Annotated in this window: 16 protein-coding genes and 1 pseudogene; 12 read left to right on the top strand and 5 right to left on the bottom strand. The window is 71.3% G+C overall.

Going from position 1 to position 21686, the window contains the following annotated elements:
• Nucleotides 1-49: 49 nt before the first annotated feature.
• Nucleotides 50-823 (bottom strand): CDP-alcohol phosphatidyltransferase family protein, encoded by a 774-nt coding sequence (locus tag ACFVH5_RS11390; protein ID WP_385833309.1) that lies wholly within the window; start codon nucleotides 821-823, stop codon nucleotides 50-52.
• A gap of 144 nt (nucleotides 824-967) precedes the next feature.
• Between ACFVH5_RS11390 and ACFVH5_RS11385 the strand changes: the two genes are divergently transcribed.
• From ACFVH5_RS11385 to ACFVH5_RS11365, 5 genes and pseudogenes are all read left to right on the top strand, one after another.
• Complete coding sequence (locus ACFVH5_RS11385; RefSeq protein WP_385833308.1) at nucleotides 968-1960, top strand: zinc-binding alcohol dehydrogenase; 993 nt, start codon at nucleotides 968-970, stop codon at nucleotides 1958-1960.
• A 304-nt stretch (nucleotides 1961-2264) separates the two neighbouring features.
• On the top strand, nucleotides 2265-2663 hold the full coding sequence (locus ACFVH5_RS11380) for a 6-carboxytetrahydropterin synthase (RefSeq protein WP_055513514.1): 399 nt from the start codon (nucleotides 2265-2267) through the stop codon (nucleotides 2661-2663).
• A gap of 23 nt (nucleotides 2664-2686) precedes the next feature.
• Nucleotides 2687-3787 carry a glycosyltransferase family 4 protein gene (locus ACFVH5_RS11375; protein ID WP_385833365.1) on the top strand — a complete coding sequence of 367 codons (1101 nt, stop codon included), beginning with the start codon at nucleotides 2687-2689 and terminating at the stop codon, nucleotides 3785-3787.
• Nucleotides 3784-4758: a class I SAM-dependent methyltransferase gene (locus tag ACFVH5_RS11370; RefSeq protein WP_385833307.1), complete on the top strand. Its 975-nt coding sequence runs from the start codon at nucleotides 3784-3786 to the stop codon at nucleotides 4756-4758. Before ACFVH5_RS11375 ends, ACFVH5_RS11370 begins: the two co-directional genes overlap by 4 nt.
• Nucleotides 4758-5753 (top strand): annotated as a pseudogene (locus ACFVH5_RS11365) (YbhN family protein); the annotation flags it as partial. The gene ACFVH5_RS11370 and the pseudogene ACFVH5_RS11365, both read left to right, overlap by 1 nt.
• Before the next feature lie 209 nt (nucleotides 5754-5962).
• Here the strand turns inward: ACFVH5_RS11365 and ACFVH5_RS11360 are convergent.
• On the bottom strand, nucleotides 5963-6781 hold the full coding sequence (locus ACFVH5_RS11360; RefSeq protein ID WP_385833306.1) for a creatininase family protein: 819 nt from the start codon (nucleotides 6779-6781) through the stop codon (nucleotides 5963-5965).
• Nucleotides 6782-6820: 39 nt separating this feature from the next.
• On the opposite strand from ACFVH5_RS11360, the gene ribA reads away from it, so the two are divergent.
• The 4 genes from ribA to ACFVH5_RS11340 all read left to right on the top strand — a co-directional run bounded on the left by ribA (nucleotide 6821) and on the right by ACFVH5_RS11340 (nucleotide 11064).
• Nucleotides 6821-7489: a GTP cyclohydrolase II gene (gene ribA / locus ACFVH5_RS11355; protein ID WP_385833305.1), complete on the top strand. Its 669-nt coding sequence runs from the start codon at nucleotides 6821-6823 to the stop codon at nucleotides 7487-7489.
• A 119-nt stretch (nucleotides 7490-7608) separates the two neighbouring features.
• Nucleotides 7609-8754: an NAD(P)/FAD-dependent oxidoreductase gene (locus ACFVH5_RS11350; RefSeq protein WP_385833364.1), complete on the top strand. Its 1146-nt coding sequence runs from the start codon at nucleotides 7609-7611 to the stop codon at nucleotides 8752-8754.
• Nucleotides 8751-9842 (top strand): saccharopine dehydrogenase, encoded by a 1092-nt coding sequence (locus ACFVH5_RS11345; RefSeq protein ID WP_385833304.1) that lies wholly within the window; start codon nucleotides 8751-8753, stop codon nucleotides 9840-9842. Before ACFVH5_RS11350 ends, ACFVH5_RS11345 begins: the two co-directional genes overlap by 4 nt.
• A 61-nt stretch (nucleotides 9843-9903) precedes the next feature.
• A complete protein-coding gene (locus ACFVH5_RS11340; RefSeq protein ID WP_385833363.1) occupies nucleotides 9904-11064 on the top strand; it encodes a saccharopine dehydrogenase family protein in 1161 nt (386 codons plus the stop codon).
• 285 nt (nucleotides 11065-11349) lie between these two features.
• Here ACFVH5_RS11340 and ACFVH5_RS11335 read toward each other — a convergent pair whose 3' ends face one another.
• Entirely contained in the window at nucleotides 11350-14541 is a 3192-nt protein-coding gene (locus tag ACFVH5_RS11335; RefSeq protein ID WP_385833303.1) for a tetratricopeptide repeat protein, read from the bottom strand.
• 266 nt (nucleotides 14542-14807) lie between these two features.
• Here ACFVH5_RS11335 and ACFVH5_RS11330 point away from each other — a divergent pair, with 266 nt between their 5' ends.
• Nucleotides 14808-16919, top strand: coding sequence for a tetratricopeptide repeat protein (locus tag ACFVH5_RS11330; protein ID WP_385833302.1), 2112 nt, complete (start codon nucleotides 14808-14810; stop codon nucleotides 16917-16919).
• 263 nt (nucleotides 16920-17182) lie between these two features.
• Here ACFVH5_RS11330 and ACFVH5_RS11325 read toward each other — a convergent pair whose 3' ends face one another.
• Complete coding sequence (locus ACFVH5_RS11325; protein WP_385833301.1) at nucleotides 17183-18424, bottom strand: hypothetical protein; 1242 nt, start codon at nucleotides 18422-18424, stop codon at nucleotides 17183-17185.
• Between the two features lie 128 nt (nucleotides 18425-18552).
• Nucleotides 18553-19782 (bottom strand): serine hydrolase domain-containing protein, encoded by a 1230-nt coding sequence (locus tag ACFVH5_RS11320; RefSeq protein WP_385833300.1) that lies wholly within the window; start codon nucleotides 19780-19782, stop codon nucleotides 18553-18555.
• A gap of 500 nt (nucleotides 19783-20282) precedes the next feature.
• On the opposite strand from ACFVH5_RS11320, the gene tgmA reads away from it, so the two are divergent.
• Both tgmA and tgmB read left to right on the top strand, forming a co-directional pair.
• Nucleotides 20283-20474 carry a putative ATP-grasp-modified RiPP gene (gene tgmA, locus ACFVH5_RS11315; RefSeq protein ID WP_107016910.1) on the top strand — a complete coding sequence of 64 codons (192 nt, stop codon included), beginning with the start codon at nucleotides 20283-20285 and terminating at the stop codon, nucleotides 20472-20474.
• 16 nt (nucleotides 20475-20490) lie between these two features.
• A complete protein-coding gene (gene tgmB / locus ACFVH5_RS11310) occupies nucleotides 20491-21489 on the top strand; it encodes an ATP-grasp ribosomal peptide maturase (RefSeq protein WP_385833299.1) in 999 nt (332 codons plus the stop codon).
• Nucleotides 21490-21686 lie beyond the last annotated feature (197 nt).

Below are 21686 nucleotides of genomic sequence, written 5' to 3'. Positions count from 1 at the left end.
ACGCCGTCTGCGGGCCGGTGGGGGTGGGCCGCGCAGTTCCCCGCGCCCCTTACGGGGCTCCGACCGTCGCCGTCTCTCGGACGAGGTCCAGCTCGGCCAGAGCCACGGCAGGGCCCCGCGTGCGCCACAGCCAGCCGATGTCCCGGCCGAACGACCAGGTCAGCAGGGCCAGGGCGAGGGCGACGACCCCGAACGTCAGGGCGTACGGGAGGATGCCCGCGCCCGCGAGGAGCAGCAGTACACCCTGCAGCGCGGCCACCGTCTTGCGCGCGGTGCTCGGCGGGAGCGCGTTGTTCAGCCAGGGCAGGAACCGCGCGGCCGCCACGAAGGCGTACCGCATGCCGCCTATCAGCAGGGCCCACGCCCCCACCGTCGTGGCGACGTACACGCTGAGCACCAGGATGAGGAACGCGTCGACCTCCATGTCGAAGCGCGCCCCCAGCGCCGTGGAGGATCCGGTGCGCCGGGCGACCTTGCCGTCGACCGCGTCGAGGATCAGGGCCATCACGGTGAGCGCCACCAGGACCGTGACCGGCGGCGGGCTCTGGAAGGAGTCGGCGACCAGGGCTGTCACCCCGCCGACCAGGGTCGCCCGGCCGAGCGTCACGCGGTTGGCGGCTCCGAAGGAGCGGGGCCGCGTGCGGTGCAGGGCGCGTGAGAGCACCGCCCAGGTCGCGAGTCCGAACGCCAGCCCGGTGAGCCAGCCCGCGGGGCCCAGGCCGATCGCCGTGCCGAGCACGGTCAGCAACAGCAGTTGCACGCCCGCTCCCACGGCCGTCTCCTGCTGCAAGAGCCTCGCGTCGTACGTGTTGTTCAGGGCCACCGCACATCCTCCGGCCAGGTGACAGAGTCGATCATTGCCGCGTACCTTGTGCGCGGCTTCGCAAAGGTCGGTACGTGGCCCGTCGCCCGATCGTTCAGCCCGTTCCCTCAGCCGATTCACATGAACTACTCAGGAGGATGCCGAATGGACCGCTCCGCCCGCTCCTTCTGGCTCAGCTCTCCCGGCCGTGGTGAACTGCGGGACACCCACCTGCCGGAACCCGCCGAGGGCGAGGTCGTGGTGCGCACACTCTTCTCCGGTGTGAGCCGCGGCACGGAGACGCTCGTGTTCCGCGGAGGGGTCCCGGAGAGCCAGTACGCCGCCATGCGCGCGCCCTTCCAGGAGGGCGACTTCCCCGGCCCCGTCAAGTACGGCTACCTGAATGTCGGCACTGTGGAGGAGGGGCCCGCCGACCTTCTCGGACGGACCGTCTTCTGTCTCTATCCGCACCAGAGCCGGTACGTCGTCCCGGCGAGCGCGGTCACCCCCGTGCCCGAGAACGTGCCCGCCTCCCGCGCCGTACTGGCCGGCACGGTGGAGACCGCCGTCAACGCCCTCTGGGACGCGGCCCCCCTGATCGGCGACCGGATCTCCGTCGTCGGCGCGGGCATGGTCGGCGCGAGCGTCGCCGCACTGCTGGCCCGGTATCCCGCCGCCCGCGTCGAGTTGGTCGACGCCAACCCGGCGCGCGCGGAGATCGCACGGGCCCTGGGTATCGAGTTCGCGCTCCCGCAGGACGCCGCCGGGGACCGCGACCTCGTGGTCCACGCGAGCGCCACCGAGGCCGGGCTCTCCCGCGCGCTCGAACTCCTCGCCCCGGAGGGCACGGTCCTCGAACTGAGCTGGTACGGCGACCGCAAGGTCACCCTGCCGCTCGGCGAGGCGTTCCACTCCCGCCGGCTCACCATCCGCAGCAGCCAGGTCGGGTCCGTCTCACCCGCGAGAAGCGCCCGCCGCACCTACGCGGACCGGCTGGCCCTCTCCCTCGAACTCCTCGCGGACCCCGCCTTCGACACCCTGATCACGGGCGAGTGCGCCTTCGAGGACCTGCCCGAGGCGATGGCGGGGCTCAGCACGGGCGAGACGACCGCGATGTGCCATCTCGTGCGATACGGCGCAGACTCGACCACGATGTAGACCCGACCACGACGTGGACCCGACCACTACCTGGACCCGACCGCTCCTCAGACCCGAGTACGACGTGGTCCTGCACCGGGGCCGACATCCCACTCCCCTCGCAAGCGGTCACGTCCGCACACCGAGTAGCCAAAACCCAACGCCGGTAATCAAGTTCGCACCACGCGCCCAACTGGCACCCCTGTCCCGGTGAACGTGTCCGAAACTCCGACCCGAACCCTCTGAACACGGAGAACGGACCGGCCGTACTACACGGCACGCCCCGGCAGAGGGGTCAGACGCACCGCACCTGGAGGGTCGTCCGTTGTTCAGCATCACCGTCCGCGATCACCTGATGATCGCCCACAGCTTCCGCGGAGAGGTCTTCGGACCCGCGCAGCGACTGCACGGAGCGACGTTCCTCGTGGACGCCACGTTCCGCCGCGCCGAGCTGGACGACGACAACATCGTCGTCGACATCGGACTGGCCACCAGGGAACTGGGGGAGGTGGTGGCCGAGATGAACTACCGGAACCTCGACAACGAGCCGGTGTTCGCCGACACCAACACCTCCACGGAGTTCCTGGCGAAGGTCGTCGCCGACCGCCTCGCCGAGCGAGTGGAAAAGGGAGCACTGGGCGAAGGAGCCCGCGGACTGGCCGGCATCACGGTCACCCTGCACGAGTCGCACATCGCCTGGGCGAGTTACGAGCGTGCCCTGTGAGCTCATACGCCGACATCATCCCCATGTCCCTGCGCGCCATGCACTTCGTGATGCCCGGCGGGGTCAACGACTCGACCATGCCGAGCGGCGGCAACGTCTACGACGCCCGCGTCAGCCTCGATCTGCCCGGCTTCGGCTGGCAGGTGCACAAGCACGCCATCGACGGCAGCTGGCCCCGACCCGGGACGGCGGCCCGCGACGAACTGGCCCGCACCCTCGCGGAACTGGCCGACGGCACGGTCGTCCTGCTCGACGGGATCGTCGCCTGCGCGGTCCCCGAGATCATCATCCCGGAGGCCGAACGACTGCGGCTGGTCGTCCTCGTCCACCTCCCGCTCGGCGACGAGACCGGGCTCACCCCCGAGGTGGCCGCCGACCTGGACGCCCGGGAGCGCCACACCCTGCGGGCCGTGCCCGCCGTCGTGGCCACCAGCGAGTGGGCGGCCCGCAGACTCGTCGCCCACCACGGCCTCGCGCCCGACCGCGTCCATGTCGCCACCCCCGGCGCCGACATCGCGCCGCTGGCCCCCGGCACCGACGGCGTCTCGCGGCTGCTGTGCGTCGCCTCGGTCACCCCGCGCAAGGGACAGCACCGGCTCGTCGAGGCCCTCGCCACCGTCACCGATCTGCCCTGGACCTGTGCCCTCGTCGGCGGCCTCGACCACGACCCCGAGTACGTGGACGGACTGCGGGCCCTGATCGAGCGCCACGGCCTCGGCGACCGGCTGCAGCTCACCGGCCCCAGGTCCGGCGCCGCGCTCGACGCCAGCTACGCCTCCGCCGACCTGATGGTCCTCACCTCGTACGCCGAGACGTACGGCATGGCCGTCACCGAGGCGCTGGCCCGCGGAATCCCCGTACTGGCCACGGACGTCGGCGGTCTCCCCGAGGCGGGCGGGCGCGCGCCCCACGGCGGGGTGGCCGGCCTGCTCGTCCCGCCGGAGAACCCCGCGGCGCGCGCCGCGGAAGAGCGGGGCTGGTTCGGCGAGGCCGACGTACGCCGGCGCCTCAAGGCCGCCGCGCGGGCCCGCCGGGCATCCCTCGGTGGCTGGGCCGCGACGGCCCGGAGTCTGTCGGGTGTCATGGGGCGACTGAAGAGCGAGGCAAGGAGGGGGGCGGCATGAGCAGCACCAGCACCAGCACGAGTACGGGCGCGGGCGTCAGTACGGGCGCGACGCCGGCGGAGGGCCCGGGGGCGGGGGAGCGCGTACGGGACACAGGAACGATTCGGCTGGGCGACCGCACCCGCGGTGAGGCCACCGACGACACCACCCGTTACGCCCCCGAGTGGCTGCAGCTGCGAGAGGGCGTCGACGCCTCGGCCCGGTCGTCCGAGCTGCTCGATCCACTGCGGATCCGGCTCGCGAACCTGCCGGGACGGGCGGGCGGGTTCGTCATCCACGACCTCGGCTGCGGCACCGGCTCCATGGGACGCTGGCTCGCGCCCCGGCTCGACGGCCCCCAGCACTGGGTGCTGCACGACCGGGACCCGTACCTGCTGCACTTCGCGGCCGTCGGATCGCCCCGTTCGGCAGCCGACGGCAGCCGGGTGACGGTCGAGACGCAGCGCGGCGACGTCGGCCGGCTGACCGTGGACGCCCTGGCCGGCGCCTCGCTGGTGACGGCCTCCGCACTGCTCGACGTCCTCAACACCGACGAGATCGAGGCACTGGCCGCGGCCTGCGCCGGAGCCGGCTGCCCCGCCCTCCTCACCCTCTCGGTGGCGGGCCGGGTCGAACTCACCCCGGCCGACCCGCTGGACGCCGAGATCGCCGACGCGTTCAACGACCACCAGCGGCGCGGGGGCCTGCTCGGCCCGGACGCGATCAGCGCGGCCTGCGACGCCTTCTCCGGGCACGGCGCGACGGTACGGGTGCACCCCAGCGCCTGGCACCTCGGCCGGGACGAGTCCGCGCTGACCGCGGAGTGGCTGCGCGGCTGGGTCGGCGCGGCCGTCGAGCAGCGACCCGAACTGGCCGCCCGCGCAGAGACGTATCTGCGCGAGCGTCTCGCGGCCTGCGAGGCGGGGGAGCTGACCGTGGTGGTCCACCACAGCGATCTGCTCGCACTGGCCCGACCGGCCGGGGGCGTGTGATGGGCGCGGGAACCGTGGCGCGCGAGGAGCGGTCACTGGCCGCCCTGGACGAAGAGCTGTCGGCGGCGGTCCGCGACGGCGACCCGGACGAGGCGACGGAGCGGACCCACGCCGACGCGGACCCCGGCGAAGCCGCCGGGCGTCCGCGCGGCGGCCGGACGGGCACCGCCCGCTCCGGCGTCCGGTTCCTGCGCACCCACTTCGGCACGATCGCCGGCGTCGTCATCCTCACGGTGCTGACCTGGCGGCTGGGCACCGGAGTCTTCCTGGACGGCCTGCGCCGCATCGACGGGGTCACCCTCCTCGCGGCGCTCGGCATCGGCCTGCTCACCACGGTGTTCAGCGCCTGGCGCTGGTGCGTGGTGGCCCGGGGCATGCGCCTCGAACTGCCGCTGGGCGCGGCCGTCGCCGACTACTACCGCGCGCTGTTCCTCAACGCGGCGCTGCCCGGCGGCGTCCTCGGGGACGTGCACCGGGCGGTACGGCACGGGCAGAGCGCCGGGGACGTCGGGCGCGGAGTGCGCGCGGTCGTCCTCGAACGGGTCGCGGGACAGGCCGTCCTGGCCGCGGTCGGCATGGCCGTCCTGCTCACCCAGCCCTCGCCCGTCCTGTCCGAGACCCGGCACCTCGTCGCGCTGCTGGCCGTCGTCTCGGTGTGCGGGGTCGTCACCGTCGGCGCCGTCCGCGGCAGGGGCAGGGCGCCGCGCACCTCCCGCCGCTACCGGGCCGTACGGGGCGCGCTGACCGAGGCCCGCGGGGCGCTGCTGGCGCGCGGGAGCTGGCCGGGCGTGGTGATCTCGTCCGTCGTGGTCCTCGCGGGACACGTCTTGATGTTCCTGCTCGCGGCCCGGGCGGCCGGATCGGACGCGTCCGCCGCCGAGTTGGTGCCCCTGGCGCTGCTCGCCCTGATCGCCATGGGACTGCCGCTGAACGTCGGCGGCTGGGGGCCGCGGGAGGGTGTCACCGCCTGGGCGTTCGGCGCCGCGGGCCTGGGCGCGACCCAGGGCCTGACCGTCGCCGTCGTCTACGGCGTCCTCAGCTTCGCCGCGAGCCTGCCCGGCGTCGCCGTCCTGGTGGGGCGCTGGTACGTGGGACTGCGCGGCCCGCGGGAGAGCGGCGGGGCGGCGCCCGGCGCGGCCCCGGACGCGCGGCCGCATTCACCGGGAGAACCGCTGCCGGTCCGCGCCGAGGGGAACGGGGACGCTCAGTGCGGATCGACGGCCGGCGGTACCCGCGGTGCGAGCGGCACCAGCGGTACGTCGGAGTCGGATGTCAGTAGCGAGAAGTACGCTCCGAAGGAGTCGGCGAGCGAAGCGAGAAGTTCCTTCCCCTTCTCGGCGGACGCCCTCGAAGGGCGGCCGATGACACCGGACTTGGTATAGGCCGACATGCCGAGGGAGAGCAGATGCCGACGGTCGTCGGCGACGAAGTCGGAGGTCTCGTAACCAGGCCTGAGGTATTCGGGATCGGTGTGCAGCAGAATGGAGGTCTCGATTTCCCCCGCATGCATATCGGTGAGCAACGAGGTCTCCACCCCGGCCGCCTCCCGCGCTGTTTCCCAGTCCTCGGCCGCCGGGAACAGAGCCATTCGAGCACCGGCCGCGGAGGATTCCTGAACGACATTGCCCAACACGTAATTGCCGCCATGACCGTTGATCACTACGAGTGTGTCCACGCCCGACCGACGCAGCGAATCGGCTATGTCCCGCACCACCGCATGGAGTGTCACGGAGGAAATGCTCACCGTTCCCGGCCAGGCCGCGTGTTCGTGGGAGCAGGAGATCGTCACCGGAGGAAGGAGATGAACGGGGAATGCGGCAGCGACCTCCCGGGCGATCGCGCACGCCACGAGCGTGTCGGTCGACAGCGGAAGATACCGGCCGTGCTGCTCGAAGCTGCCGACGGGGAGCACGGCGACCTGCCGTGCGACACCGGCGCCTCGCGTACGCACATCCTCCGTGGTGTCCGTCGGCAATGGCCCTGACGCCGTGAGCCGTATTTCCGAACCGCCCGAATTGACCATGTTCTCGCGACCTTTCGTCTCTGCTTAGGAACCAGAATCATGACAGAAATAGATGGCGTACTCGCCGGGAAATCCCAGTCCGCAGGCGTCGAGCGGGTCGTAAGTTCTCCGCTGCCCACGGTGTACGGCGATTTCGAGGCCGTCGGCTACCTGGACCGTACTCGCGGAGACGAACAAGTGGCCCTGGTGTACGGCGACATACGGGGCGCCCGGGGTGATGGAATACTCACCCGGCTGCACTCCGAGTGCCTGACCGGTGACGCGTTCGGGTCCCGGCACTGCGAGTGCGGCCCGCAACTCACCACCGCCCTGCGGGAGATCGCCGCGGAGGGCCGCGGAGTCCTGATCTACCTCCGGGGGCACGAGGGCCGCGGTATCGGTCTGCTGGCCAAGCTCCAGGCGATGAAGCTCCAGTCGGAGGGCCTCGACACCGTGGAGGCGAACCTCGCGCTCGGCCTGCCCGTGGACGCCCGTGACTACGGCGTGGGCGCGGACATCCTGCACGACCTCGGTGTCCGCTCGGTACGGCTGATGTCCAACAACCCGCGCAAGCGGGAGGCGTTGGTCCGCAACGGCATCCGGGTCGACGCCCAGGTGCCCCTGCTGATCCCGCCCTGCGACGACAACATCACCTACCTGCGCACCAAGCGCGAGCGCCTCGACCACGACCTGCCGCACCTGGACGCGGTGGTGGGCCACCGGGTCTGACCCGCCCGGCCGCCCCCGCGGACCGTCCGCCCGCCGCGCCGGATGTGGTGACACCGGCGCGGACAGGGGAAGGGATGGGGGATGACCTCAGACCTCAGAACGGTCCGCCCGTGACCGCCCTGCCGGGGCGCGCGGAAGTCGTCGTCATCGGGGGCGGGGTGATGGGGACGAGCATCGCCTGTCACCTGGCGCGCGCCGGTGTGCCCGACGTGCTGCTGGTCGAGCGCGACGAACTGGCCTCCGGATCCACCGCGCGCGCCGCCGGAGGCGTCCGCGCGCAGTTCTCCGACGAGCTCAACATCCAGCTCGGCGCCCGCAGCCTGGAGGCGTTCGCCCGGTTCGAGGAGGAGACGGGCCACGACATCGGACTGCACCGCGTCGGCTACCTCTTCCTGCTGTCGACACCCGGGGAGGTCGAGGCGTTCGAGGCCGGGGTCCGGCTGCAGAACGCTCTCGGCGTCCCCAGCCGGATGACCGACCCGGCCGAGGCCCGCCGCCTCGCCCCGCTCATCACCACCGACGGCCTGCTGGCCGCCGCCTTCTCCCCGGACGACGGCCACTGCACACCCGAGGCCGTCGTGCACGGATACGCGGCCGCCGCCCGCCGCCACGGCGCGACGATCGTCCGGCACTGCGAGGTCACCGGCATCGAGAAGCGCGGCGACGACATCACGGCCGTCGTCACCCGACAGGGCCGCATCGCCACGTCCACCGTCGTCTGCGCGGCCGGCGCCTGGTCCCGGGCCGTCGGCGCGATGGCCGGCGCCGACCTGCCGGTGGAACCGCTGCGCCGTCAGATAGCCGTCACCGAACCGATCCCGGACCTCCCGCCCGGCCTCCCCATGACCATCGACTTCACCAGCAGCCTGTACTTCCACACCGAGGGCCCCGGCCTCCTCGTCGGCATGTCCGACCCCGACGAGCGACCCGGCTTCGCCACCGAGACGCACGACCGCTGGATCCCCCGCCTCTACGAGGCCATGGAGCGCCGCGCCCCCACCCTGCTCGACGTACGGAGGACGGGCGGCTGGGCGGGCCTGTACGAGATCACCCCGGACCACAACGCCCTGATCGGCGAGGCCGCCCAGATCTCCCGCTTCCTGTACGCGACCGGATTCTCCGGACACGGATTCCTCCAGGGACCCGCCGTCGGAGAGGTGGTCCGCGATCTCTACCTGGGGCAGGATCCGTTCGTCGACATCACCCCGCTGCGTGCCGACCGGTTCGCCGCCGACGCCCCGAGACCGGAGGTCAACCTCGTATGACCGAGCTCCACCTGTGGCTGCGCCACGAGACCCGTACGACCGAGCGGCGCACCCCGGTCGTGCCGTCCGACGCCCGCCGGCTCGTCGAGGCGGGCGTGACACTCACCGTCGAGGAGTCCCCGCAGCGTGTCTTCCCCGCCGCGGCGTACGAGGCGGCCGGCTGCCGGGTCGTCGGGGCGGGCTCCTGGACCGGGGCACCGGCGGACGCGGTGATCGTCGGACTCAAGGAACTGCCGGACGCACCCGACGGGACCGGGGAGTCCCCCGGCGAGGCAGCGGCGTTGCGGCACCGGCACATCTTCTTCGGGCACGCGTACAAGGCACAGCCCGGCGCCGGGGCACTGCTGCGCCGCTTCGCCGCGGGCGGCGGGACCCTGTTCGACCTGGAGTACCTGGTGGACGAGGACGGGCGCAGACTCGCCGCGTTCGGCTACTGGGCGGGCTATGTGGGTGCCGCCCTCGCGGTCCTGCACCACCGGGGCAGGCTGACGGCTCCGCTGCGGCCCCTGTCGAAGAAGGAACTGGACGACGGACTCCACCCGGCCCCCGGCGACGAACGGTTCGCCTCGCTGGTGATCGGCGCGCTGGGCCGTTCCGGACGCGGGGCACGGGCGGCGCTCGCCGAGGCGGGCCTCGAACCCACCTGCTGGGACCTCCCCGAGACCCGCGCCCTGGACCGACCGGCGCTGCTGGCCCACGAGTTGATGGTGAACACGGTGCTCACCACCGGCCCCTCCACACCGTTCCTCACCGACAAGGACCTGGCCGAGCCGGACCGCGGTCTGCGCACGGTGTGCGACGTGACCTGCGACGTCGGCTCCCCGTACAACGTCCTGCCGGTCTACGACACGGTCACCGACTGGGCGGCCCCCGTACGGCGGCTGCACGAACGGCCCGCCCTCGACCTCATCGCCATCGACAATCTGCCGTCGCTGCTGCCCGAGGAGGCGAGCACGGACTTCTCGGCGGCGCTGACACCTCTGCTGCGGGGGTTCGGGGTGGGCGGGGAGTGGGGCCGCTGCCTGGACCGGTTCACGGAGGCGTGCCGCGAACTCGGCGCACACGACGAAGGGTTGGGCGATGCCTGAGACCACCGCACCCGACCCCGACCCCGACCCCGGCCCCGGACCCATACCCGACCCCGGCCCCATGACCGATCCCGCCCTCGTGCCGCCCTCCGGGACCGTCCACTGGATCGGTGCAGGCCTGTCCACCGGCAGCGGGCTCGGCGCGCTGTGCGAGACGGCCGACCGCGTACGGCTGTGGCACCGCACCGAGGAGCGGGCCGGACAGGCCCTGGCTGCGCTCGGCCTCGCCGGTCGCGCCGAGCCCCGCGCGTACACCCTGGAGGCCCTCACCGCCGAACTGGCCCCCGGGGACGTGGTGGTCTCCATGCTGCCCGCCCCCGGGCACACGGGGCTGCTCGCCGCCTGTGTGGCGGGCCGCGCGCACTTCGCCTGCTCCAGCTATGTCTCCGACGCGGTACTGGACCAGGTTCCGGCGGCGACGGCGGCCGGGATCGCCGTCCTCACCGAGGCGGGCCTCGACCCCGGCATCGACCACCTCTTCGCGCACAGCCTCATCGACCGGGCCCGCGCGGAGATCGGCGCGGACACCGCGGCCGAGGTGAGCCTCACCTCGTACTGCGGAGGCGTCCCCGCCGTCCCGAACGACTTCCGGTACCGCTTCAGCTGGGCCCCGGCGGGCGTCCTCAACGCCCTGCGCTCGCCCGCCCGTTACATCGAGTCCGGCGCCGAGACGACAGCCCTGCGCCCCTGGGAGGCCACCCGGGCCCATGAGGTGGACGGGGAGTCCTTCGAGGTCTACCCGAACCGCGACAGCGTCCCGTTCGTCGGCCAGTACGGGCTGCCGCCGGCCTGGAAGCCGCGGACGTTCGTCCGCGGCACGTTGCGCCTCGCCGGCTGGTTGGAGGCGTGGCAGCCGGTGTTCACCCAACTCGTCGGCGGAGACGACCGGTTGATCACCGACCTGGCCCGCGACCTGGCAGCCCGCCACCCGACCACGGACGCCGACCGCGACCGCGTGGTCCTCGCGGTGACCCTGGACGTACGGGACGGCTCGGGACGTTCCTGGTCGGGTCGCTACCTCCTGGACATGGAGGGCGACGCGCAGGAGAGCGCGATGGCCCGATGCGTCTCGCGGACGCTGGCGGTCGGCGTGCGGGCGATCCTGCGAGGCACCCTGCCGCCCGGCCTGAGCCGCGCGGCCGAGACCCCGGAGCGCGCGGAGGAGTGGCTCGCGCAACTGGCGGGCGAGGGAATCGACTTCACGCTCCGGCTGGGCGACTGAGGGCGGGGGCGGCGGGTGCCGCCCCCTGGGGGTGGGTCAGGCGGCCTCGGACTGGCTCGCGGCGGCCTTCGTGGGTATGCAGGAGTCGGTGCCTGCGATCACGAGAAGCACTCCAGTAACAGTTGCAATAGCAACTATGGTGGCGAGGAGCGGCTTCTTGACCGTCGTGAGGGGTGTGCGCATCACAGTGCCTCTTGAGTGCTAGGTGCGGCTGTTGATCTATGCCTACCACCTTACTTGCGGTAGGCATAATCGGGGCTCACTGCAATGCGCGTAGATCGTGGATCAAGGGTCAGGGTGTCCGATTGATGCGTTACTTTCGCAATCATCGGTGTTGCTCTTGCGGATCTCCGCCAGGATCGCCTCCGCCAGACCCTCCTCCTCGGGCGCGTGGATCCGTCGTGCCGATTCACGCGCCGACTCAAGGTGGCGCACGGCGTCATCCGCGTGGCCGAGCGCGAACTCGCATTTGCCGAGGAGGCGTTCGGCCTGGATCTCCTCCAGCGTCGCGCCGATGCTCCGGGAGAGCGCCAGTGCCTGCTGGAGGTGGGTGACGGCGTGTTCCGTCTGGGACACGTGGTGGTAGACGTCGCCGAGACGCGTGAGCGTGATCGCCTCGTTCTTCCGGTCGGCCAGCTCGCGGAAGATCGGTAACGCGGTGCGGTACATCGTGAGCGCGGTGTGGGGATCGCCCGACGACGCGAGGATCTCCGCGAGATTGATCCGCAGGGTCGCCCTGTCCGACCGGTTGCCCGCGCGCTCCGCGATCCGGAGAGCCTGCTCCAGCGTCTGGCGTGCCAGATCCGGGTCGCCCATGTGGAGATGCAGGGTCCCGAGGTTGTTCATGGTTTTGGCCAGCATCCGAGGGTCGTCCGCCGCGCGGAACCCGCTGATCGCGTCCTGGACGTACGTCATGGAGACGTCGTGCTCGCCGAAGTAGAGAAGGCATATCGCGATGTTGTTCCGGCAGCGCGCGAGCCGCCACTGATCGCCGGTCCGCGCACACAGCGCCAGCGACTCCTTGTGGAAGTCCAACGCCCGCTCGTACTGGCTCATGTGCCAGTACAGGATGCCCAGTTCGCGCAAGGCCTCCGCCTCTGCGGCGGCGTCGTGTACGGCCCTGGCGAGCCGCAGGGCGTCCGTCGCCGCCTGCTCGGCCTGCGCGTACAGACTGGTCGCCATGTACGCGGTCGCGAGGTCGAGCAGAGCCCGGCACAGCCCGGCCTCGTGCCGGCCCCTGCCCGGGCCGTCGCCTCCGCTTCCGCCCGTGTTCCCGCTCCAGAACTCGGCCGCCGCGCCGTGCAGCCGGACGGAATCCGTCCAATAGCACTCGCTGTCCAGGAAACCCGCCAGGACATGGCTGAGGAGGGCGGCCTGCGACCGGGGGCCCTGCGTCCTGAGGTGTTCCTCGACGCCCAGGAGGTTGACCCGCTCGGCCACGAACCAGGCAAGGGCCTCCGAGGCGTCCGCCGGGGTGTGGACCCGTACGGACGCCGTGGGGTCCAAGAGGACCGAGTCGGGTACGTGGGCAGTGAACTCCCGCACGCTCAGCCGGATGCGCCGTGGATACAGCAGACGGTCGCAGTGGTCGGCGGTCCGCAGGTAGTGGCCCGCCAGCCGTCGCCGTGCGGCCTCGCGATGGTCCTCCGGGTCCTGGCCGGCGCACAGCAGGTGTGCGTACTCGCCCAGGAGGTCGTGGAACTGGAAACGGTTCGGAACCGGTTCCAGTAATAGGTGGCACTGGATCAGTGATTCCAGGAGCCGTTCCGTATCGGCGACCGGACGTCCGAGTAGCGCGGCTGCCGCGGACAGGCCGAACTCCGGCCCCACCTGCAGGCTGAGCAGCCGAAAGGTCGACTGTTCCTCGGCCGTGAGCGTCTGGTACGACACCTCGAAGGCGCGAGTGATCTCCGAATAACCGTCGCGGATCTCGGCGAGGCGCCCGTCGGAGCGCGACAGCCGTTCGCCCAGCACGGCGAGGTTCCAGGAAGGATGTGCGCTCAGCCGGTTGGCGGCGATCTCTATCGCGAGAGGCAGATATCCGCAGAGCCGCACGATCTGGGTGATGGTCTCGGCATCCTCCCCGTCGTCGACGGCGGATCGGAGCCCCGCGAACTCACGGAACAATTCGACCGCGTCTCCCGCCGGTAGTACGTCCAGGGCCAGCGCCCGCCCGCCCGGCAGCCCGACCAGCCTGCGACGGCTCGTGACGAGAGTGAAGCACTCGCCCGCGCCCGGCAGGAGTGGCCGGACCTGCTCGGGCCCTGCTGCGTCGTCGAGAATGATCAGAGCTCGCCGGTGTCCCAGTGCCTTGCGCCAGAGAGCGGCCCGTTCGTCGACATCCGTGGGAATGGACTGCGGGGGCACGTCGAGCATGCGTAACAGTGTGGCGAGCGCGTCGGCCGGTTCGAGCGGATCCTGCCCCGAGGTGTGGGCCCTGAGATTGAGATACAGATGGTCCGCGAAGCGGTCACCCAACTCGCGAGCCGCGCCCATGGCCAGCGCGGACTTCCCGACCCCCGCCATGCCGGAGATGGACTCCAGCGTGACGACCGAGCCGTGTTCCGAAGGTGTGTCCATGGCTGCGCGGATCCGCCCCATCTCCTCGTGGCGTCCGATGAGCGCGGTCTGCTGGGGGAGATGTCCCGCCATCGGGTGGAAGCCGGAGCGCGGCTCCGGCGTGCGGTCGGCCGACGCGGGGGCGGTCTGTCCGGTGAGTACCCGTACCGGCGCTCTGCCGAGGATGTGCTGGTGGATCCGGACGAGTTCCTCACCCGGATCGGTGCCGAAGCCGACGCTCAGGATCCTGCGGACCCGCTGGTAGAGGAGAAGCGCCTCCGCGTGCCGGCCGCTGCCGTAGTGCGCGGTCATCAACTGGCCCGCCAGCGTCTCGTCCGACGGGTACTGCTCCACGAGGGACGACAGCTCGCCCGCCATCTCCGTGAACCGGCCCAGCCGCAGTTCCACGGCGATCCGCGTGGCGACGATCCCTCGCCGACGCTCGGCCAGACTCGTGCGGACGCGTTCGGGCCACAGCCCGGGTAGCCCCGCGAGCGGCTCCTCCCACAGGCATTCGGCCTCCCGCATCAGCTCTGCGGCTCGTACGTCGTCGCCCTCGGCCGAGACCACCCCGGCCCGTTCGGCGAGGCGCCGGTACCTGTGCCAGTCGACCGCGTCAGGGTCGGCGACCAGGGTGTACGTGTGAGTGCGGTGGTCGATGGAAGGGGCCGACAGCTCTGGCGCGGTGGACGCCGCCGTGCGGATCGTCCGCCGGATCCTGGAGATGTACGTGTGCACGTTCTCCCGGGCCCTGGACGGCGGGGTGTCCCACAGACGGTCGACCAGCGTGTCCAGCGGGACGGGACGACCGACCTCAAGTGCCAAAGCGGCCAGGGCGAGCCGAGCCTTGTCGGAGCCGAGACCGATCCGGCGCTCCTGGAGGACGAGGCCGACGGGCCCGAGCACATGGATCTCCACCAGCGTTTCCTCTCGCCGGCACCCGGTATTGAACTATGGGACTGAGCTGTGTGACTGAACTTCGGGATTGAACTATGGGACTGCACAGAATGACACCGGGGCATCGGGCACACCAGGCGTATCCAACTCTCGTCCGAATCCTTGTCCTTATCAGGTCCTTATCAGGTCCTTATCGGGTGTCCGGGGCGGGTAGAGCATCCTTCGATCCCTGCGAACGGCACACACCCGTGCCGTGTGTGAGCTCGGATTCGACCACGGGGGCTCGCATGACCGGTCACGGCGACAGCAGCCGCAGGAGCGTCAGTAACCGCATCGGCGGCGCGGCGCGACTGACGGGGGTTTCCGTCCAGGCAGGAGAGGTGCACGGCGGTGTCCATGTGTACCAGCCGTCGCCCGGCGTCCCTGTTCCCCGTCAACTGCTGCCTGTACCACCGCACTTCACCGACCGTGAGAGCGATCTGGCGTCCCTACGGGAGTTGTCCGCGAACAGTGCCGGCCTGCTCGTGGTGACGGGTGCCGCCGGGGTGGGCAAGACCTCACTGGTGACCAGATGGCTCCGCGCCTCCGACGACACCGACTTTCCCGATGGCCACTTCTACGCGGATTTGCGAGGCCACACCCTTGAGGACGCGGCGTCGCCGAGCGAGATCCTCGGCCGTTTCCTGCGTTCCCTGTATCCCGGTCCGGTACCAGCCGACCTCGACGAACAGACCGCGCTGTGGCGCTCGCTCACCTCCGGCCTGCGACTGGTCGTCATGCTCGACAACGTCTGCACCGCGGCACAGGCGCGCCCCCTGCTGCCGGGTTCGGAGCACAGCCTCGTAGTGGTCACCAGCCGCCGCCGGCTGACCGGACTGCGTATGGACGGGGCGGTCTTCCACTCGCTCGACGTCCTGCCGCCGCCTGCCGCGGAGGCGCTGCTGACCCGGGCCATCGGCAGGGACCGGGTGGACGACGACCCGGCCGCCGCCCGCCGCGTGGTGGCCCTGTGCGCCGGACTGCCCTTGGCCGTCTGTGTGGCCTCGGCCCGGCTGGCCGCGCGCCCCCGGCAGCCCCTGCGTGCCCTGGCCGACGCGCTGGCACGGCCCGCAGACCGACTGGCCGTGCTCAGGGTGGACGGAGAGACAGCGGTGCGCGGAGCGCTCGACGATTCCTACGAAGGGCTGTCGGCCCCGGCGGCTCGGCTCTACCGTCGACTCGGGCACCTGCCCCTGCCTGAACTGGACGGAGCCGTCGCCGCAGCGGCCGGCGGACACACGTTCCAGGAGGCGGACGAACTCCTCGACGTCCTCATCGAGGCCAATCTGCTGCAGGAACCAGGGGAGGACACCTACACGTTCCACGACCTGGTCCGGCTGCACGCCCGGCAGCGCGGTACCGAGGACGAGGCGCTCGACGCGGTGCGCCGGGTGGCCGACTGGTATCTCGCCACGGCCACGGAGGCCGAGAAGCTGATCACTCCCGCCCAGTTCACCCTGGACCGGGACCACGTCCATCAGCCGTACCTGGAGCCGCCGTTCACTGACGAGAGCGGCGCACTGCGCTGGCTGGACCGGCACCGGGTGAACCTCATGACCGTGTTGCGCACGGCGGGCGCGTACGGCTGGCACACCCTCGTCTGGCAATGTGCCGACGCCATGTGGCCGTTGTTCCTCAAACTGCGTTACTACGACCTGTGGATCGAGGCGCACGAGCGAGGGCTCGCCGCCGCCCGGCTCGTCGGCCATGCGGCAGCAGAACGCCAGATGCTCAACTCCGGTGCCATCGGGCTGAGCGCCGCCCGACGCACCGACGAGGCGATCGTCTGGTACGGCGCATCATGTGAGGCCGCACGGTCGGCCGGCGACCACAGGGACGAGGGCCAGGCGCTCCTCGGTATCGGCGCCGCCCACTATGAGGCGGGGCGGCCCTCGGAGGCGGTCCCGTATCTCGACCGGGCCATCGCCCTGTGGGAGGCGACGGGTTACACGCGCGGGATCGGTCTGGCCCGGATCGTGCTCGGCGAGATCGCGCTCGCCGAGGGCGAACCCCAACTCGCCGTACGGCACTTCGAACACGCCCACACCACGCTCGCGGCCGTACCGGACCCGCACGACACCGCGCGTGCGCTGGCCTTCCTGGGCCGTGCACGCGCCCGTGCCGGGGAGTACGAGACCGGTACGGCCCAATTGCTCGACGCGCTAGAGACGTTCGAGCGCTCCGGATCGGTCCACTGGCAGGCCCGCACCCTGGAGATGCTCGGACAGACAGCACAGGACGGCGGCCGTACTGATGTCGCCCGCGACCACTACCGGCGTTCCCTCGGCCTGTGCGCGCCGATCGCTGTCGAGGACGCCCGCCGGCTCAGGGAACGCCTCGCGGGCCTGCCGCCCGGGTGAACACCGCGGTCGGCCGGTCCCGTTCGGTGAAGGGGCGCCTCGCCTCCCGGCGACCACCCAGTCACCGTCGACGAGCGGAAGCAGGACCAGCGCACACCCCGGATACGCGGCCAACAGCTCCGCGGCCTCCTCCGACGCGTCCCTGACATCGCGCCTCGGCCGGTGGCCCCGGAGTACGTCCGCGAGATCCTTGCGGCTCCCGGCCCGGTCTACATCGGCGGCCAGGCAGTCCGGGGACCAGAGGTGACCGGGCCGTACGGCCTTCATGCCGGTACCTCCACCCCGGTGCCGGACCAGATCTGGCGCCGATCCGGCACGGGGAGGAGCGGGATCACCGGATCGTGCGCCGGCTGCCCCAGACCGAGCAGCCGGTAGAGCAGCGCCCGCATGTTCCGGTTGAACCGCCCCGGCTCGGAGGTGATCCGCGCGGCGACGGCCTCGTACGCCGGTCTGTGGTACTCGGCGGTGGCGTACGCGAACTGTTCGGACAGCGGGTGGAACGGCGAGAGGGCAGGGGCCAGCATCGCCAGTTCTGCGGCGGGTGAGGCCGGGTTGATCTCCTCGTCCGGGGCCGCCGCGAGGAGAATGGGTGCCCGGGTCAGGGTCCCGTACAGCGTCACCGAGCCGTGGTCGCCGATGATCAGGTCCGCTGCACACAGTACCGACCGCCAGTCCATGTCCGGCGGTACGACGCCCATGCCCCGTTCTGTCCAGGAGGCCAGCCAGGCCCGAACCTGCCGGGAGCCGTGCCCCGACCACACATTGGGATGGACGAGCACGGCGAGCCGCCGCGTGCTGTTGCGCATCTGGTCCGTCAGCCGGGGAAGCAGTGACTCGAATCGGGCGAAGGCCGAGCCGGGTCCCCAGGTCGAGGTCACGGCGACGAGTTCCCGTTCGTTGTCGAGTCCCAGGGCTCGGCGGTAGACGTCCCGTCCGGGGAGAGCGGCCACGATGCGGTCGCGTACGGGATCGCCCACCACCCGGGCCACCCCGAGCGCCTCCGGGCAGGTCCGGGCCAGTTCACTGAGGTCGTTCTCGTGTGCGAGGACCACTGCGGCCGGGGGTCTCCCGCCGAGCAGCACGTCCTCCCGTCTGAGGCCGAGCACTTGAGAGTCCGCCGTTCGGGAGTCCGTGGCCCCGACGAGACGCTTGAGGAAATTCGCCCCGTGCGGCAGGAGCACCACCTGGGCGCGCACCTCCTCCATGGCACGCGGCCCGGCCGCGAGGGCAAGGTCGAAGTCGATGCGTACTGCCTCCTCCCACGGCAGCACCACGCTTCCCGACTGCCGCAGGAACCTGGCAGCCCCGTCGCCCAGTTCGTGCGGTGGGACCGTGAACACCACCTGGACCCGCAGGTCCGACTCCAGTAACGAGACCACGTCGAGGAGCCGCTTTCCGTAGGTCACGGTGTGCGCGACCACCAGGACGGTCTTGCGTCCGGTCAGTGTCAGCCACTGACGGACCGGGGGCCTTCCGGCCCCCGTGGACGTACTGAATGCCGACATGACATCCCCCGTGTCGTACAGCCGATTTCGTCGGGGACGTCCTGCCCGCCCGGCCGGACGGTGTCCTTGCCGGACGCTTGCAGAAACCTTGCACGCGAGGCCGGGGCACGGAGAAGGGGCACGGACGCTCAGCCCCCGAGGGCCTCGTGCACGAAAGTCTTCAGTTCGTGGAAGGACAGCATTCCCGCGGGTCGCACCTGTGTCATGAACTGCACGGTCAGGTCGTTGCGGGGGTCGACCCAGAAGGTCGTGCCGCCCGCGCCGCTCCAGCCGTACGAGCCCTCGCTCTCCGGGGACGGTGTGCGGTCCGCGTCCACCACGACCGAGACGCCGAGGCCGAAGCCGAGGCCCGCGTTGCCCGGCTGCCCGTGGATGGGTTTGCTGCCGAAGGCGTGCAGGTCGGCGGGGAGATGGTTCGTCGCCATGGTGTCCACGGTGTCGGGGGAGAGGAGCCGTACGCCGTCGAGTTCGCCGCGCCGGCGGAGGAACTCCATGAAGCGGTGGTAGTCGCCGGCCGTTCCCACCAGTCCGCCGCCGCACGAGAGCAGCCGCGGACGCTCGTGCACCGGCGGGCCCGGGACGGGGACGATCCCGCCGTCCTTGTCCTGCGCGTCCTCCTCGTAGAGGACCGCCAGCCGGTCGGCCCGCTCCCCTGAGACCCAGAAGCCCGTGTCGGTCATGCCCAGGGGCGCGAAGATCCGTTCGGCGAGGAACGCGTCCAGCGGACGACCCGTCACCACCTCGATGAGGCGGCCCACCACATTGGTCGCGACCGAGTAGTTCCACTGGGTCCCCGGCTCGAACTGCAGGGGCAGGCGCGCGTACACCTCGCACGCCTCGGCGAGATCCGCGCCGTCCGGCGCCTGGATATCGACCCCCGCGGCCCGGTAGAGGGCGTCCACGGGATGGGTGCGGTAGGCGCCGATGGTCAGGCCCGCGGTGTGGGTCAGCAGATGCCTGACCAGGAGCGGGCCGTCGGCCGGGCGGGTCCTGAGGTCGTCGCCCGCGCCGCTCTCGTAGACCCGGAGGTCCGCGAAGGCCGGCAGATGGCGGGAGACGGGATCGTCGAGGCCGAGCAGGCCCTCCTCGTGGAGCATCAGCGCGGCGACGGACGCCACCGGCTTGGTCATCGAGTAGAGCCGCCACACCGTGTCCGTGGTGACGGGGAGGCCGGCCTCACGGTCGCGCAGACCGTACGACGTGAGATGTGCGACACGTCCGTGACGACTCACGGAAACGAGGTACCCGGGAAGGAGGCCGTCGTTCACGCGACGGGCGAAGAACCGGTCGAGACGGTCCAGGGCCGCCGGGTCCAGACCGACCTCCGAAGGATCCACTTCTTGCTGCAACTGGTCCATGTCTGCCTCCGGTTGACGGTCTGAAAGCGGCGGAAAAGGGATATCGGCAAGCGGTCGGCGATGAAGCGTGGAGATCGGGAAGCGCTACGAGAGTAGCTGTGTGGGGGGTGTCCTCCGAATGAAATTCTCGGCCGAGGCCGGGCCCGTACGAGGGCTCGTGGACCGGTGTGCCCACGTACCACCGGCCCCGGGACATCACACCGGCGCGCGGGGCGCGCGGCGGGCGAACGTGTGCGTCAGTGCGCTGAACTGCGGCTCCACCTCGGATCCGTAACGCTCGGACCTGCGTCTCCAGAGGTGAACGGCTGTCCCGTGCGCGGACGATCGGCGCGGCTGGATCACGTCACGGACCGTACCCGTCCGATGACTACGCAGCGTGAGGCAACCATTCGCCAGTTCGATTCGTATATCTCCGTGGAAGCCCTGTGGATCCGCCAGGTAACGTGACGCCGGAGCGTCACGATCCGCTTGGTCGGATCTGCACCGAGCAAGGAGAACCGATGCGACCGTTCGCGCTCAACTACGCCCGTCCGGCCCAGCAGTTGGAGGTCAGCGCTCCGTATGCCTATGACTCCAGACTGCAATTGAATGTGTTTCCCGACGGGCGGCTGGCCGCGCATGACTACGCCGTGTTGCGGGAGTTGGGGTCCACGACTTCCACAGCGGGCTCAAAGACCCACTTCGACGACTGATTTCGGACCCCCGACGATGACGGTTCTGATCCTGACGTGCGAACAGGATGTGACCGCGGACATGGTGGTGGCGGAGCTCGACAGGGGCGCTGTCCCGGTCGTCCGCCTCGATCCCGCGGACCTTCCCGGCCCGGTGGCCCTGTCCGGAGAGTACGTGCGCGGCACCTTTCGCGGGCATCTGTCCGCCGGCGGCAGGCTCGTCAGCATGGGCGGTCTGCGGTCCGTCTGGATCCGCAGGCCCGGTACGGCCGCCTCCCATGCCGCGGAGCCCTCCGACTGGCTGACCGAGGAGTCCGCGCAGGCGCTCTACGGCATGCTGCGCTCCACCGACGCACGCTGGATGAACCACCCCGACGCGGCCCGCCGGGCCCGTCACAAGCCCTGGCAGCTGTCCCTGGCGCAGCGCTGCGGTCTGCCCGTACCCGCCACTTTGATCACGACGTTCCCGCAGGCGGCCCGTGACTTCGCCGACCGGTTCCCGGATCTCGTGGTCAAGCCCGTGTCGGGAGCGCATCCGCAGGAACCGCCCAGGGCGGTGCCCACCAGTCGGGTCGCGCCCGACACCGACTTCGCGGCCGTCGCCTTCGGCCCCACCCTGCTCCAACGGCGGGTGGTCAAGCGGGCGGACATCCGGCTGACCTGTGTCGGCGACCGGATGTTCGCCGCGCGCAAGGCGGTCGCGCCGGACGCCGACCCCGACGAGGTGGACGTCCGGTTCGCGGCCTCGGAAGCCCTGTGGCAGCCGGTGGACACGCCGTCGTCCGTCGCGGCGGGCGTCCGCACCTACCTCCGGGAGGCCGGGCTGGCCTACGGAGCGTTCGACTTCGCCGAGGACGCCGAGGGGATGTGGTGGTTCCTGGAGTGCAACCAGTCCGGGCAGTTCGGGTTCGTGCAGATCGAGTCGGGACAGCCGATCGCTGCGGCGGTGGCGGACTGGCTGTCCGCGCCCACGGTCCCGACGGCGCCCGGGGTGCGCGCGAAGGGGGCCCGGGCGTGGGCCATCGAGGGCCACTGACCCGCTCCGCGCGGGGGCGTGTTCCCGCCTGCGGGCCGGCGGGGGTTGTTCGCGCAGTTCCCCGCGCCCCTTTGGGGTGCCACCGGGGTGTGCTTGGCTGCGGGGCGGTGGGGGTTGCCCGCGCCGTTCCCCGCGCCCCTTGAGGGGCAAAAGCTGGGGCGCAGCCCCGTTTTTGAGGGGCGCGGGGAACTGCGCGA

The sequence above is a fragment of the Streptomyces sp. NPDC127119 genome, from assembly GCF_042677425.1.
GTDB lineage: Bacteria > Actinomycetota > Actinomycetes > Streptomycetales > Streptomycetaceae > Streptomyces.
Note: the sequence above shows the minus strand (reverse complement) of the source record. Positions and strands in the feature narration are given on the sequence as shown.